Origin of the sequence: Acetobacter sp. (assembly GCF_052102375.1) — a bacterium.
Classification (GTDB): domain Bacteria; phylum Pseudomonadota; class Alphaproteobacteria; order Acetobacterales; family Acetobacteraceae; genus Acetobacter.
Genome location: NZ_JBQDXI010000036.1, coordinates 1 through 14,153, shown reverse-complemented (window position 1 = coordinate 14,153; position 14,153 = coordinate 1). Strand labels below are relative to the sequence as shown.

Annotated in this window: 15 protein-coding genes and 2 tRNA genes; 9 read left to right on the top strand and 8 right to left on the bottom strand. The window is 53.4% G+C overall.

Annotated features, from left to right (window positions below):
- Positions 1 to 76: 76 nt before the first annotated feature.
- From nusG to ACTIDN_RS11785, 3 genes are all read right to left on the bottom strand, one after another.
- Positions 77 to 607, bottom strand: coding sequence for a transcription termination/antitermination protein NusG (nusG, locus tag ACTIDN_RS11795; protein WP_415508724.1), 531 nt, complete (start codon positions 605 to 607; stop codon positions 77 to 79).
- 9 nt (positions 608 to 616) lie between these two features.
- Entirely contained in the window at positions 617 to 811 is a 195-nt protein-coding gene (gene secE, locus ACTIDN_RS11790) for a preprotein translocase subunit SecE (RefSeq protein WP_048839067.1), read from the bottom strand.
- Between the two features lie 125 nt (positions 812 to 936).
- Positions 937 to 1,013: transfer RNA gene (locus ACTIDN_RS11785), tRNA-Trp, on the bottom strand.
- Between the two features lie 223 nt (positions 1,014 to 1,236).
- On the opposite strand from ACTIDN_RS11785, the gene ACTIDN_RS11780 reads away from it, so the two are divergent.
- From ACTIDN_RS11780 to atpC, 6 genes are all read left to right on the top strand, one after another.
- Positions 1,237 to 1,310, top strand: a tRNA-Gly gene (locus ACTIDN_RS11780).
- A 376-nt stretch (positions 1,311 to 1,686) separates the two neighbouring features.
- Entirely contained in the window at positions 1,687 to 2,271 is a 585-nt protein-coding gene (gene atpH / locus ACTIDN_RS11775) for an ATP synthase F1 subunit delta (RefSeq protein WP_086651018.1), read from the top strand.
- Entirely contained in the window at positions 2,271 to 3,806 is a 1,536-nt protein-coding gene (gene atpA / locus ACTIDN_RS11770; protein WP_048839069.1) for a F0F1 ATP synthase subunit alpha, read from the top strand. Before atpH ends, atpA begins: the two co-directional genes overlap by 1 nt.
- A 16-nt stretch (positions 3,807 to 3,822) precedes the next feature.
- Positions 3,823 to 4,716, top strand: coding sequence for a F0F1 ATP synthase subunit gamma (locus tag ACTIDN_RS11765; protein WP_048839070.1), 894 nt, complete (start codon positions 3,823 to 3,825; stop codon positions 4,714 to 4,716).
- A 31-nt stretch (positions 4,717 to 4,747) separates the two neighbouring features.
- Entirely contained in the window at positions 4,748 to 6,220 is a 1,473-nt protein-coding gene (atpD, locus tag ACTIDN_RS11760; RefSeq protein ID WP_048839071.1) for a F0F1 ATP synthase subunit beta, read from the top strand.
- 28 nt (positions 6,221 to 6,248) lie between these two features.
- Positions 6,249 to 6,656: an ATP synthase F1 subunit epsilon gene (atpC, locus tag ACTIDN_RS11755; RefSeq protein ID WP_048839072.1), complete on the top strand. Its 408-nt coding sequence runs from the start codon at positions 6,249 to 6,251 to the stop codon at positions 6,654 to 6,656.
- Positions 6,657 to 6,740: 84 nt separating this feature from the next.
- On the opposite strand, the gene queF is transcribed toward atpC, so the two are convergent.
- Complete coding sequence (gene queF / locus ACTIDN_RS11750; protein WP_415508683.1) at positions 6,741 to 7,211, bottom strand: preQ(1) synthase; 471 nt, start codon at positions 7,209 to 7,211, stop codon at positions 6,741 to 6,743.
- A 125-nt stretch (positions 7,212 to 7,336) separates the two neighbouring features.
- Between queF and rnd the strand changes: the two genes are divergently transcribed.
- The gene (gene rnd / locus ACTIDN_RS11745) at positions 7,337 to 8,542 is read left to right on the top strand and encodes a ribonuclease D (protein WP_441377200.1); all 1,206 of its coding nucleotides are present in this window, start codon (positions 7,337 to 7,339) and stop codon (positions 8,540 to 8,542) included.
- A 26-nt stretch (positions 8,543 to 8,568) separates the two neighbouring features.
- Here the strand turns inward: rnd and ACTIDN_RS11740 are convergent, their stop codons facing one another.
- Positions 8,569 to 9,567 carry an adenosine kinase gene (locus ACTIDN_RS11740; RefSeq protein ID WP_415508685.1) on the bottom strand — a complete coding sequence of 333 codons (999 nt, stop codon included), beginning with the start codon at positions 9,565 to 9,567 and terminating at the stop codon, positions 8,569 to 8,571.
- 200 nt (positions 9,568 to 9,767) lie between these two features.
- Here ACTIDN_RS11740 and ACTIDN_RS11735 point away from each other — a divergent pair, with 200 nt between their 5' ends.
- On the top strand, positions 9,768 to 10,475 hold the full coding sequence (locus tag ACTIDN_RS11735; protein WP_415508686.1) for a bactofilin family protein: 708 nt from the start codon (positions 9,768 to 9,770) through the stop codon (positions 10,473 to 10,475).
- A 100-nt stretch (positions 10,476 to 10,575) separates the two neighbouring features.
- Here the strand turns inward: ACTIDN_RS11735 and ACTIDN_RS11730 are convergent, their stop codons facing one another.
- The 3 genes from ACTIDN_RS11730 to ACTIDN_RS11720 all read right to left on the bottom strand — a co-directional run bounded on the left by ACTIDN_RS11730 (position 10,576) and on the right by ACTIDN_RS11720 (position 12,328).
- Positions 10,576 to 11,178, bottom strand: coding sequence for a GcrA family cell cycle regulator (locus ACTIDN_RS11730; protein WP_441377199.1), 603 nt, complete (start codon positions 11,176 to 11,178; stop codon positions 10,576 to 10,578).
- A gap of 308 nt (positions 11,179 to 11,486) precedes the next feature.
- The gene (gene arsC, locus ACTIDN_RS11725) at positions 11,487 to 11,843 is read right to left on the bottom strand and encodes an arsenate reductase (glutaredoxin) (RefSeq protein ID WP_441377198.1); all 357 of its coding nucleotides are present in this window, start codon (positions 11,841 to 11,843) and stop codon (positions 11,487 to 11,489) included.
- A 23-nt stretch (positions 11,844 to 11,866) separates the two neighbouring features.
- Positions 11,867 to 12,328 (bottom strand): Lrp/AsnC family transcriptional regulator, encoded by a 462-nt coding sequence (locus tag ACTIDN_RS11720; protein ID WP_441377197.1) that lies wholly within the window; start codon positions 12,326 to 12,328, stop codon positions 11,867 to 11,869.
- Between the two features lie 114 nt (positions 12,329 to 12,442).
- On the opposite strand from ACTIDN_RS11720, the gene ACTIDN_RS11715 reads away from it, so the two are divergent.
- The gene (locus ACTIDN_RS11715; protein ID WP_441377196.1) at positions 12,443 to 13,909 is read left to right on the top strand and encodes an aminotransferase class V-fold PLP-dependent enzyme; all 1,467 of its coding nucleotides are present in this window, start codon (positions 12,443 to 12,445) and stop codon (positions 13,907 to 13,909) included.
- Positions 13,910 to 14,153 lie beyond the last annotated feature (244 nt).

The following is a 14,153-nucleotide window of genomic DNA, read 5'->3' as shown; positions in this document are numbered from 1 at the left end:
TCAATATGGGTCAGAAAACTCTTGCATAACGGACGGTAACCACAGAAGAAATCCGATTAAAAGTAAGGCAAAAACCTTAAAGTTTTTCTACCTGACCATATTCCAGATCCACAGGCGTAGAACGACCGAAGATGGAAACGCTAACCTTCAGGCGAGCCTTTTCTTCGTCAATTTCTTCAATCACACCATTGAAGGATGTGAATGGCCCGTCAGAGACACGAATCTGCTCACCAACTTCAAAGCTGACCGCAGCACGTGGGTGCTGGATGCCTTCTGCCGTCTGGTGAATAATGCGCTCTGCTTCAGCAGCAGAAATGGGGGTAGGGCGGTTTCTGGTGCCCAGAAAACCCGTAACCTTGGGTGTATCCTTGACCAAATGCCAGGATTCATCCGTCATTTCCATTTTCACCAGCACGTAGCCAGGGAAAAATTTCCGTTCAGCATTCACTTTCTGACCACGGCGTACTTCTATGACTTCTTCAGAAGGCACCAGAATTTCGTCGATATGGTCAGCCAGACCTTTTTGTTCTGCCTGCTCGCGAATGTGCTGCGCAATTTTCTTCTCGAAGCCCGAATAGACGTGGACCACATACCAACGTTTGGCCATGTCGTTTCCTCAGCCTCCCAGTCCGAATAATTGACGCACACCAAGACCAATAAGCTGGTCTACGGCAAAAAAGAAAACAGATGCCAGACCAGCCATAGCCAGAACAGCGCCTGTTGTAATCAGGGTGGCACGCCGAGAAGGCCAAGTAACCCGTTCGGCCTCGGCACGCACATCACGCAGAAACTTACCGGGACTGACCGACACGTACCATCCTCTCTTGCCGCCCGCCCCGGCTTGATGCGGGAAACGGCGCAGCGTGAAAAATCATATTCAAACTGTCAGGAGTTTTTTCTGCGGTTAAGGCAGATCAGGTTCCAGCCAGCATGAGATGGCAGGGGTGGAGGGTCTCGAACCCACAACCTTCGGTTTTGGAGACCGACACTCTAGCCAATTGAGCTACACCCCTGCAATGCGACTGCCGCCACGAAACAAGCCTATAACGGAAAACCGTTTGTCTGGCTAGACCGTGGTGTGGCCCTCACAGGAGGCGGAAGAAAATATGTTGCGGGCATAAAGTCAAGAGGCAGAAGACAATATTCTTCAACAACAGGCTTCAGGGGGATAAAAAACCCCGCAAAAGGGGGCTTGCAGAACGTGATGGTTTAGCGATAAAAGTAGCCCAACAGAGCGCGGGCATAGCATAGTGGTAATGCTGTAGCCTTCCAAGCTACCGAGGAGGGTTCGATTCCCTCTGTCCGCTCCAGTTTCTCCAAAAATTCTAAAATGCTTTGCCACTCGGTTACGGTGAGCTCTTGCAGTGCCAGCTTCAGGCTTGTGCACGCTCTATCCGCACCCTCGGGGATAAGCGCTCATTGCGGGCCTAAGAAATATTATCGTCCTAGGCTCGTTACGCTCATTTTTCACACGAAACCAGATGAGGCCCCATTCCAGTTGGGCTTTTTTGAGCGTCGTCGGGTAGGTCAGCGCTGTATTCCGGCAAATTAGCGGCAGACGCCAGTTGCGTGGCGTGTTTCGTCATGCTAGAGGCCGCGCCGACGAATGCTTATGGTTCCATACGGGCCGCAGGCGGAGTCATTGATGTGGAATGCCGGCGCGCACAGAAGGAAAGAGCCTAAACAGTGGTGGCCTCGGGCGTAACGACAGCACAACCGGTTGCTTTTGCTGCCAACGGTCTTGAAGGCCGTTATGCAACTGCGCTTTATGAACTCGCAGCAGACCAGCAGCAGCTTGATGCAGTGCTTGATGAAGGTGCGGCGCTTGCCCGCCTGATAGATGAAAGCGCCCCGTTGCGCACTGTTCTGGCCGATACCCGGCTGGATATCCTCGTCTCGCGCAAGGCCATACTGGCCGCGCTGGATGCGCAGGGCTTCAGTCCAATCATTAAAAATTTTGTTGGCGTTGTTGCTGATAACCGCCGCCTGCCAGTCCTGCGCCGCATTCTTGCCGCGCTCGATGCTCTGGCAGCGTCCCGGCGCGGGGAAGTTGTGGCAGAGGTTTCCTCCGCCCAGCCGCTCAGCCCCGATCAGCGCACCCAGCTTCAAGTTCGTCTGGCTGAAGCCGGTTATGCACGTGTCACGATTCGTGAGCGTGTTGATGCCACCCTGCTCGGCGGCCTTGTCGTACGTGTAGGGGCAAAACTGTATGACGCCAGTCTTCAGACCCGCCTGTTTCGTTTGCATTACGCCATGAAGGGAGCCGCGTGATGGAAATCCGTCCCGCAGAGATTTCGGATATCCTCAAGCAGCAGATTGCGTCGTTTGACAAAGAATCCGACGTTGTCGAAACCGGTACTGTTCTGTCCGTAGGGGACGGCATTGCCCGTGTGTTCGGTCTGCAGAATGTTATGGCAGGCGAACTTGTTGAGTTCCCTTCCGCTGGCCAGAAAGGCATGGCGCTCAACCTCGAAAGCGATAACGTCGGTATCGTTATCTTCGGGGATGACACCAATATCCGTGAAGGTGACACAGTCACCCGTTCCGGTGTTGTGGTTGAAGTGCCAACAGGCAAAAGCCTGCTGGGGCGCGTTGTTGACGGTCTGGGTAACCCGATCGACGGCAAAGGCCCTCTGGGCGCAGTTGAAATGCGTCGCGCTGAAGTCAAGGCTCCGGGCATCATGCCACGTCAGTCCGTCAGCGAGCCAATGCAGACCGGCATTAAGGCCATTGACGCACTGGTGCCAGTTGGCCGTGGCCAGCGTGAGCTCGTGATTGGTGACCGTCAGACTGGTAAAACGACCATTCTGACCGATACCATTCTGGCTCAGAAAGCTGTCAATGATCTGGGCGACGACAAGAAGTCCCTGTACTGCATCTATGTTGCAGTTGGTCAGAAGCGTTCTACGGTTGCTCAGCTGGTACGTCTGCTTGAAGAAAAGGGTGCGCTTCAGTACTCTATCGTTGTGGCAGCTACCGCATCTGACCCGGCACCGCTCCAGTATCTCGCACCCTACGCTGCATGCGCTATGGGCGAATACTTCCGCGATAACGGCATGCACGCCCTGATCTGCTACGATGATCTGTCCAAGCAGGCAGTTGCATACCGTCAGATGTCCCTGCTGCTGCGTCGTCCGCCAGGCCGTGAAGCTTACCCAGGTGACGTGTTCTACCTGCACTCCCGTCTGCTGGAACGTGCTGCAAAAATGTCTGACGCCCACGGTGGTGGTTCTTTGACGGCTCTGCCCGTTATTGAAACACAGGCTGGTGACGTGTCTGCTTACATCCCGACCAACGTGATCTCCATCACCGACGGTCAGATCTTCCTTGAAACGGACCTGTTCTACCGTGGTATCCGCCCGGCTGTGAACGTGGGTGGTTCTGTGTCTCGTGTTGGCTCCGCCGCACAGATCAAAGCCATGAAGCAGGTTGCAGGCAAGATTAAGCTGGAACTGGCTCAGTACCGTGAAATGGCTGCGTTCTCGCAGTTTGCTTCCGACCTTGATCCGGCAACCCAGAAGCAGCTGGCACGTGGTGCACGTCTGGTGGAACTGCTCAAGCAGCCTCAGTCTTCTCCGCTCACGGTTGAAGAACAGGTTATTGTGCTGTTTGCCGGTACCCGTGGCTTCATTGACGGTATTGCAGTTGAGAAAGTTGTTCCTTGGGAACATGCTCTGCTGAAAGACCTGCAGAATGGTGGTAAGGATCTGGTTGACACAATCCGCAAGGAACGTGCTCTGTCCAAAGACACTGAAGCCCGTCTCACTGAATATCTGACCACCTTCAACCGCAATTTCGGCGGCTGAGGCAGCAGGAGCAGTCATGGCTTCCCTCAAGGAACTCCGCGCCCGGATCGGAAGTATCAAGTCGACACGGAAGATCACCAGCGCGATGAAAATGGTCGCGGCCGCAAAATTGCGCCGCGCTCAGGCTAGTGCTGAAGCTGCCCGTCCGTACGCTGCGTCCATGCGCCGCATGCTGGCCGAACTGGCAGGCGCTACGAAGGGGGAAGAAGGGGGACCGCTCCTTCTGGCCGGAACCGGGCGTGATCAGATCCATCTGCTTGTGCCTCTCACGAGTGATCGTGGGCTGTGCGGTGGCTTTAACGCCAACGTGCACCGCAAGACGGAACTCACCATCCGTAAGCTTCAGTCTGAAGGTAAGACCGTTAAGCTGCTTCCGGTTGGTCGTCGTGCCATCAACTATTTTTCCCGTGAATATTCTGACCTTATCGTTGATAAGGTTATGGGGTTCAGCGGGAAAGAAATTCCGTTCTCTGTGGCAAGCGGTCTTGGTGACAAGATCAACGCTCTGCTGGAATCTGGTGAGATTGACGTTTGCACACTGGTCTATAACCAGTTCCGCAATGCCATGACACAGGTTCCCACCTGCCAGCAGCTTGTGCCGCTGGTGATGGATGGTGCAGTGGGTGAAACACCTGCCGCACCGGCAGCAGACGCCGCCCAATATGAATTTGAACCGGATGAAGCAACGCTTCTGGCTATGCTTCTTCCGAAAAACTTGCAGGTACAGATCTATGCTTCTCTGCTGGAAACAGCAGCAGGCGAGAACGGTGCCCGCATGACGGCAATGGACAACGCCACGCGGAATGCAGGCCGGTCCATCGATAGTCTGAGCAAGGTCTATAACCGGACCCGCCAGACGAACATTACTAACGAACTGATCGAAATCATTTCGGGCGCACAGGCTGTCTGAGCCCGCTCGTTTGCCCCGCAGGAGCTGACCCATGTCGGATACCACAACCCAGACCCAGGCCCCTGCGGCCACGAAGTCCAATGCTGTTGGCCGCATTACTGAGATTAGAGGACCAGTGGTTGATGTGCAGTTCCAAGGTGAACTGCCAAAAATCCTGAACGCCCTTCATGTAAAGCTTGGCGATCAGACACTGGTGCTGGAAGTGGCCCAGGAAATTGGTGAGCACGAAGTCCGTTGCATCGCCATGGAAACCACAGACGGACTGGTACGTGGTGCCGAAGTGGTGAACACCGGTTCCCAGATCTCCGTTCCTGTTGGTCCGGAAACGCTTGGTCGTATTCTGAACGTCACCGGTGAGCCGATTGACGAAAAAGGCCCGATCACAACAGCACGTCGTGCGCCAATTCATCGTGAAGCTCCGTCTTTCGAAGAACAGGCAGCCTCTGCTGAAATCCTGATGACCGGCATTAAGGTTGTCGATCTGCTCTGCCCTTACCTCAAGGGTGGGAAAGTTGGTCTGTTCGGTGGTGCTGGCGTTGGCAAAACCGTTATCATTCAGGAACTCATCAACAACATTGCAAAAGCGCACGGTGGTGTGTCTGTGTTTGCTGGTGTTGGTGAGCGTACCCGTGAAGGTAACGACCTGTATTACGAAATGCAGGACGCTGGCGTTATCAAACTGGGCGAAAACAACGAAACAGACGGCTCTAAAGTGGCCCTCGTGTTCGGTCAGATGAACGAACCACCGGGTGCCCGTGCTCGTGTTGCTCTGACCGGTCTGACGCTGGCTGAATATTTCCGTGACGAAGAAAACCAGGATGTTCTCTTCTTCGTGGATAATATTTTCCGCTTTACGCAGGCTGGTTCTGAAGTGTCTGCTCTGCTGGGCCGTATTCCATCAGCAGTGGGCTATCAGCCAACACTGGCGACGGAAATGGGTGCGCTGCAGGAGCGTATTACGTCCACCAAAAAGGGTTCCATTACGTCCGTTCAGGCCGTTTATGTTCCTGCCGATGACTTGACCGACCCTGCACCAGCAGCAACCTTTGCCCACTTGGATGCAACAACGGTTCTTAACCGCTCTATTGCTGAAATGGGCATTTACCCGGCTGTTGACCCGTTGGACTCCACATCTCGCTCACTTGACCCCGCTATCGTGGGTGAAGAGCACTACAATGTGGCGCGTGAAGTGCAGCGTATTCTGCAGACCTACAAATCCCTGCAGGACATCATTGCCATTCTGGGTATGGACGAACTGTCTGAAGACGATAAGCGTATTGTGGCCCGTGCACGCCGCATCCAGCGCTTCCTGTCTCAGCCGTTCCACGTTGCAGAAGTCTTCACGGGCTCTCCAGGTGTTCTGGTATCTATTGCTGACACGGTCCGTTCGTTCAAAGCCATCTGCGCTGGTGAATATGACGACCTGCCAGAAGCTGCTTTCTACATGGTAGGCACCATTGAAGAAGCCGTTGCCAAGGCAGAAAAACTGAGAGAATCAGCTTAATAGCTGATTTTCAGGAAGGAGCACGTTCATGCCGGTCCAGGTCGAGATTATCAGCCCTGAAAAGGTTCTGGTATCACGGGAAGTAGAAATGGCTGTCATTCCGGGCGCGGAAGGCGATATTGCGGCCATGCCTGACCGCGCTCCCATGATGCTGCTGCTTCGTGGTGGCGTTGTGTCTTTGTATGACAATGGCGCTGTAACAGAGCGCTTCTTTGTTGGTGGTGGGTTTGCTGACATTACAGCAACCCGTTGCACTATTCTGGCAGATCGGGCTGAACCTGTAAGCGAAATCTCTATTGATAACGCAACAGCACAGCTTGAAGCCCTGACGGAAGCATGGGGCAAGGCCGACAAAAACGATATGTCTCGTTTGGATGTTCTGCAGGAAAAAATTCTTGCCGTACGTGCCGAGATTGAGGCCGGGTCTTCCCGCTAAGTTACAGGCTCGTTTTTGCCCAGTTGTTATTGGGTGAAACAAGACGAAAAAAGCCACCTTCGGGTGGCTTTTTTTATGCCCTGTTTAGCCACGGCCACGATAGGTCGGTACATCCTGCGAGGGTATCCAGACATCCACAGGGGGTGCGCCGGTTTGCCAGAATACGTCAATGGGAATCCCGCCCCGCGGGTACCAGTAAGCACCAATCCGTAACCAGACAGGGGACAGAAGATCAACGAGCGTTGTGGCTATTTGAATAGAACACGCTTCATGAAAGGCACCATGATTGCGAAAGCTGGTCAAAAACAGTTTTAAGGACTTGCTTTCAACAATCCATTTGTCCGGCACATAATCAATCACAAGATGGGCAAAGTCCGGCTGGCTGGTGACTGGGCACAAAGATGTAAATTCAGGTGCCGTAAAACGCACAAGGTAGTTTCTGTCCGGGTAAGGGGCAGGTACACGCTCCAGAACTGCATCTTCGGGGCAGCTAGGGGCTGCAATGTTGCGGCCAAGCTGGCTCAGCGCTGTACTGCCATCATCAGGGCGGCTCATGGGGTCTTCCTTTCTTAGCAGAGAAAGGCAGGATGTTGAGGCTTAAGCCTATTCCGTCAAGCTTTTCCGCTCAAACAGGCCTTGCATCCGCTTCTTTTTCTCCGCAGGTTGTGTATGAAGGATATATGGCTAAATCCTCAGCTTCTGCATTTCCCCAGCCCCGCCTCATCTCCAATACGGAAGATCTGGCAGAAACCCTCTCACGTCTGCGGAGTGAGCGTTTTCTGACCATTGATACCGAGTTCATGCGTGAACGCACATATTGGCCCGAACTCTGCCTTGTACAAATTGGCGGGTTGAAAGAAGTTGTGCTGATTGATGCTGTGGCTGAAGGCTTAGACCTTTCCCCCCTTGCTGAGCTGATGGCCGATACGTCTGTTCTAAAAGTATTTCATGCCGCACGGCAGGATCTGGAAATTTTCCTGTATCTGTTTGATGCACTGCCAAGCCCCGTTTTTGATACACAGGTTGCCGCTATGGTGGCGGGCTATGGTGACCAAGTTGGGTATGACAGTCTTGTTGGGTCTCTGACTGGCCATGCCATTGATAAAAGCCATCGCTTCACAGACTGGTCAGCCCGGCCTCTGTCACCTGCCCAATTGACCTATGCCGCAGGGGATGTGACGTGGTTGCGGCTTGTTTATGAAAAACTCCTGAAAAAACTTGAGAAAGAAAAACGGCTGGAATGGGTTTCTGCTGAAATGGCAGAACTGGCAGACCCGGCAACCTTCCGTCCTGATCCTGAAAAACAGTGGGAGCGTTTGCGGGCCCGCACGAATAACCGGCGTATGTTAGGGATCTTGCGCGCAGCCGCAGCCCTGCGTGAGCGTGAGGCGCAGCGCGTTAACGTGCCACGTCAGCGTTTGTTAAAAGATGAAAGCTTGCTGGAAATTGCTGCCACAGCCCCGACCACAATAGAGGCTCTCGCGCGTGTGCGCGGTGTATCGCGTGGGCTGGCGGAAGGTCGAACAGGTCTGGCCATGATCGAGGCCGTAAAGAAGGCTCAGGAACTTCTGGATTCTGAATTGCCCAGACTACCGAAGGGAAGAAGCAAAGACGCTGCTCGTCCATCTGGTGCCTTGATGGCTATGTTGAAGGTTCTGCTGGCGACCTGCTGTGAAGAACATGACGTAGCCCCCAAGCTTGTTGCCTCGCTCGATGAACTGGAAGGCTTGGCGCTCGATCCTACCCAGCCTAACCCCGTATTATCCGGGTGGAGAAAGCGCGTATTTGGTGATGCAGCACTCTCTTTGCGGAGCGGTGAAATTGCTCTTGCCGTCAAGGACGGGAAAGTGGCGCTTATACCGTGTGGTTCCCCTTCCCAAGACTGAGGGAAGAGGAACAAAGGGTGGGCTGATTAGAAGCCCATTTCCTGCCAGATGTTGGAGAGCGGACGCGCCCCAACATGAGAAATAATTTCTGAAGCAGCAACGGATGCCAGACGTCCACATTCCGGAAGAGTGCGCCCCGTTGTCAGGCCTGCCAAAAAGCCAGCAGCGTAAGCATCTCCAGCACCGGTTGTATCCACAACCTGAGTAGGCACTGGGTCAATTTTTGTTATTTGGCCATCATGAATAACAACGCTGCCAAGCCCGGAACGGGTCAGGGCGGCAAAGGTGGTGTCCTTCAACGTGTGCTGCGCAGCGGTGTCAAAGTTTTCTGTTTCATACAGGGCGCAGATTTCGTCTTCATTAGCGAAGAGAATATCAACATGTCCGCGGACCAGATCTAAAAATGCCTGACGGTGGCGGCCAACACAGAAGGGGTCAGAGAGGGAAAGGGCAACTTGGCGGCCATTTTGGTGTGCCAGTGTTGCCGCACGGCGGAATGCTTCCTGAGCATGCGGCGGGTCAAACAGATACCCTTCCAGATACACAATGCGTGAGGCCGCGATTGTGCTCTCCAGAACATCTTCTGGTGTAAATTGGGTGCAAGCTCCTAAGTAGGTTGCCATTGTGCGCTGGCCATCCGGGGTTACCATCACGACACATCGTGCGGTTGGCAGGTTGTCATGCAAATGGCCATCCAGCGGCGCAGAGGGGAAAGTAATACCGTTTTCCCGTAGATCCTGCGCAAATTTTTCACCAGATGGGTCACGGGCTACTTTACCCAGATACGCAACGCGGGCCCCAAACTGTGCTGCAACAACGCAGGTATTAGCGGCAGAGCCCCCACCCATGACCCGCTCAGTTTTCAGGTCGGCGGTAATGGCATCGGCACGCGCAGCATCAATTAATGTCATGCTACCCGGTGTCAGATTCTGCTGCTCCAGAAAGGCAGGATCAACATGGGCCAGAATGTCGGTGATGGCATTACCAATGCCCAGAATATCGTAAGTAATCTCAGAAGCCGTCATGACAGGTATATTTTCCCGAAAAAAAATGACTGTATCGGCTCTTCCGGTACCCTGCTGCCACAAAAAGGGCAACACTAAGCCGTATGCAGTCCTTGCCGCCACATTTGGTGGCTGTATAACATTTGAAGATGCCAGCTAGGTGTTTTGCTGCAAACATCTATCGGTATTCGTAAAACCGCTGTCTTGAAAAGGCAGCCAGCATGGCGGGGGTGTTCTTGTTCAAGAGACGCAAACCTGAAGAAACCAAACCGGCCGCATCCAGTTCTGGGCAGAGTGCCAGCCAGCCGGGCGCTGGCAGCAACCCAGCGGGTGCTCTCGGTTCCATTTTCCCATCCTCATCGTCTTCAGCCGGTTCTCCATCGCCTGCTTCTGGCAGCGCGACTCCGGCTTCCTATCCTGCAACAGCAAAGGAGACCTCTATGGGTCGCGCGCCACTTCCCCCCGGTTCCCCTCTTTCCCCCAACGCATCCGTACCGCCTATTCCGGGCGCAGGGCGTGGTTTGCCGCAGCAGGCACAGCCTAAAAAAGATGTGCCTGAGCAGCGCACTCTTGTTGTGGGTCGTGGCATTAGCGTGCAGGGCACGGTGCAGGACGCAGAACGTCTGGTGGTTGAAGGCACCGTTGAGTCCAGCATGATCTCAGCCAAAGAACTGGTTGTGATGCCGGGCGGTCTTTTCCGCGGTGGTGTGGAAGTTGAAAACGCTGAGATTGCAGGCACCGTTGATGGCACTCTGACAGCCCGTGGCAGCCTGACGTTGCGTGCAACGGGGCGTCTGCTCGGCAAGGCTGCGTGTCGTCGCCTGAAGGTGGAAGATGGTGGCCAGATCAGCGGTCAGCTTGAAATGCTGAAAGATGATAACGGTGCTGCCACGCCAGCCCCAGCCGCTGAAAAAAGCGCCGAAAGCTGAGTTATCAGGTCTGAGGGGTGTGGCGATGACTTTCCCCTGTATGGAGTTTGTCCATCAGGGGAAAGGGGCGCCCCAGCCTTGAGGCACCCTTTTTTAACAATCAGGCTACGTTGTCGCGTCTGTCACGCAGTTTGACGTAAGCAATCTGTGCGTGTTCGGCACAGTAAGGTTTCCCCGGAAGTGGGGTTGCGCCACAAAAATGAAAACCCGGTGTGCCGGGGTCACCAATCGGCCAGCAGCAGGACGGGCCACGGCGCTTTTTGGGCTCAGCGTCGGAAATCCGGCTTAGCGCAGGCTTGGAGCGTGACTGCACACGCGGTGCCGCTGCGGGTTTTTCTGGTTTGGCAGCAACTACTTTGGGGGCCGCTTCCGGCTTGGGGGCTGGTGGTACCGCAGCGCTTACGGGCTTTACTGCCTCGTCTATAGCCTTGGGTGTTGCCTCTACCGCAACTGGCGTCTTGGCGGCAACTGCGTCCGGCTTGTCAGTTACTGGCGCGTCAGCAGGTGCTACTTTGGTCGCTTCAGTGACTGGTTTTTTCTCGCTCCGGCGAATAGGCGACGGACGGGGTGGTAAACCAAGACGATGCGCCTTGCCGACAACCGCATTTTTCGTGATGGAGAGTCTACGGCCAATTTCGGCTGTTGAAAGACCTTCTGCCCACAGCTCCCTGAGCCGGGAGATCGTTTCCTCGGTCCACTCCATTCACAGCCACCTTTTCACTTTGTCCCGAACGGCAGAAGCCAAATGCTTCTTTGGGAGCACATACTAGTGGCTGAACGCTTCTACCTCAAGGACTAAGCCATAAATTCCTGTGGTAAGGTTTGAAACAGCGTCAGATCATGGTGGTGCGTTTGCAAGGAGGCGGTTAGCCGCTGAGACTGCACTTATGCCAGACACTACACGCGGTTTCTTTTTAAAACTGGCTTTTGGCATCCTCGGCCTGAGAAATAAGGGGAGCAGGCCCGATGTCAGGGTGCAGGACGCTTTGCACACGAAGCGTCCTGTCTGGTTCAGGATTGGGGCAGAATTTCCAGCACAAGTTCCTTCGGTCTGCATATACGTGTTCCGAGCGGTGAGGTCACAACGGGTCGGTTTAAAAGTTCAGGATGGGCGGCTATGGCGTCCAAGATAGTGTCATCAGACACTGTTGAGGCAGCCAGACCGAGTTTTTCGTAAAGATCTCCTTTTTCCCGCAGGAGCGTTCTTACAGGCTGGCCACTCGTGGCGGCCAGTTGGGCCAATGTGTCCCGGCTAGGAGGAGCTTTGAGGTAAAGAACAACCTTGGGCGTCACGCCTGCATCCTCAATCATGGCCAGAACAGCACGGGATGTACCACAGGCCGGGTTATGGTAGAGAGTAACCGTCATCAAGAAATATCCTGATAGGAATGTTAAAGAGGTAATGGGCGATTATCTGCAATGGCTTCCATGGCCATGTAGGATGTCACGGTATCCAAGTCGATATGTTCAATCATTCTTCTATAAATAGTGTCAAACGCATTCATGTCTTTGGCAACTATTTTCAACATATAGTCATAGTCTCCGGCAATACGGTAAAAATCGACGATATTGGGGATGGAGAGAACGACTTTTTTAAAGTTATCCAGCCATTCTTTTGCATGATGCCGCGTCTTGACCAGCACAATGACGGTCAGGTCCATGTCTATGCTGGCGCGGTCCAGCACAATGGTTTGCCCGCGCAGAATGCCCGCAACTTTTAAAGCCTGTAACCGTCGCCAGCAGGCATTTTGTGACATACCAACTTTCTCAGCCAGATCTCTCTGAGAAAGCGAGGCATCCTGTTGCAGGGCGCGCAACAAAGCGCGGTCTAAATGATCTAATTTAAGGCTCATAAGCAATCATATGATCTGGTTTTTGAGCAATCAAGCAGGAAATTGGGTAAGTTATTAGGGAGAGAGCCCGGTAGTCTGTGCAAACTCTCACTTCCTGATGACGGCTTGTTGACCATGCATACTCCAGAAACGCTTTTTTCCCGGTTTGCTGCTTTACTCCAGCAGGGTGCGATTGTGCAGCGCCTTGGAGACGATGTCATAGGCGACGGTATGCCAATAGAGGGGCCATACGGTGTGGTGCCTCTGGTTTATGCAGATTACGTGGCATCAGGCCGAGCATTGGGCATGATAGAGCAGACCATTGCGCAGGATGTACTACCCTATTACGCGAACAGCCACACTGAAGCTTCCTTATGCGGGCAGGTTATGAACCGTTTGCGTCATGCTGCACGGCAGACCATTGCGCGGTTATGCGGGGCAGAACACGGCTATGCGACCATTTTTGCGGGCAATGGTGCTACGGCAGGCTTGAATAAGCTGGTTCACTTATTAGGCGTGACGGCAGCTGTTAAAGCCGGGCAAAAGCCTTTGGTGCTGATGGGGCCATATGAGCACCACTCCAACATTTTGCCGTGGCGTGAGAGCGGTGCCAGTTTAATAGAACTGGCTGAAGCGCCTGAAGGCGGTCCTGACATGCAGCAGTTAGAGGAATGTCTACGGAATGCTGGACAGGACCGTCTGGTTGTTGGTGCATTTTCAGCGGCATCCAATGTCACGGGAATTGTAACTGATGTTGATAAAGTCACAAAACTTTTGAAGTCATATGGGGCTAAATCTGTTTGGGATTATGCCGGGGCTGGACCGTATCTGCCTATTTCAATGCAGGCTGGAACCGAGTGTGAAAAAGATGCTGTGGTTATCTCTACACATAAGTTCATTGGGGGGCCGGGCGCATCGGGTGTGCTTATTGTGCGGGATGCAGCAGTTGAAGTTTCCTGCCCCAGTGCGCCGGGTGGTGGCACTGTAAAGTTTGTTTCCCCATGGGGGCATGATTACTCGGCTAACCTCGTGGCACGGGAAGAAGCGGGCACGCCAGATATTATTGGCAATATTCGTGCAGCACTCTGTTTTATGGTGAAAGATGCCATTGGCCAGACTTACATGGCTGAGCGTAATACGGCTCTATACCAAAAAGCATATAAAAGTTTGAGTGCTAACCCCCATATTCAGGTTTTGGGAAACGCAAAGGCTGGCCAGCACTTGCCCATCTTCTCTTTCCGAATAAAGGATGATGTTGGTGCGCTTGTGCATCATCAGCTTTTCACCCGTATGTTGTCTGATCGTTATGGTATTCAGGCCCGTGGTGGCTGTGCCTGTGCCGGTCCATATGCGCATAGATTGTTGGGAATAGAGGAAGAGCAATCCCGTGCTTTGCATGCTATTATTCAGGCTGGGCAGGAATTAGAAAAACCCGGTTGGGTTCGGCTAAATTTCAGTGTTCTCATGAGTGATGAGAAAGTGGACTATATCCTTTCTGCTGTGAACGAGCTGGCTGACATGGCGCGTGACATAGGGAGTAGCTACCACTGCGATGCCACCACAGCGCGTTTTCGATATGATGTTGCGCAAGCAGCGGAATGAAGTGAGAGCGTGTTGTGATTATTCCCAACACGCAGTAAAAAAAACCACACCTGCATGATGTGTTGTTAACAGTCTTTATACGAGAAATAATGACGCTCTATTTGCCTTCCAAGCGGCAATAAAAAGTTCTAAATTTTCTCCTGCTTCTGCAATATTAAAGACTGGCGCGTAAAAGAAAGAAATTTCCTTTTAGAGCCCTTTTGGAAATTCGCTATGATAGGTTTTCAAGAGGTTTTGAGCGTGA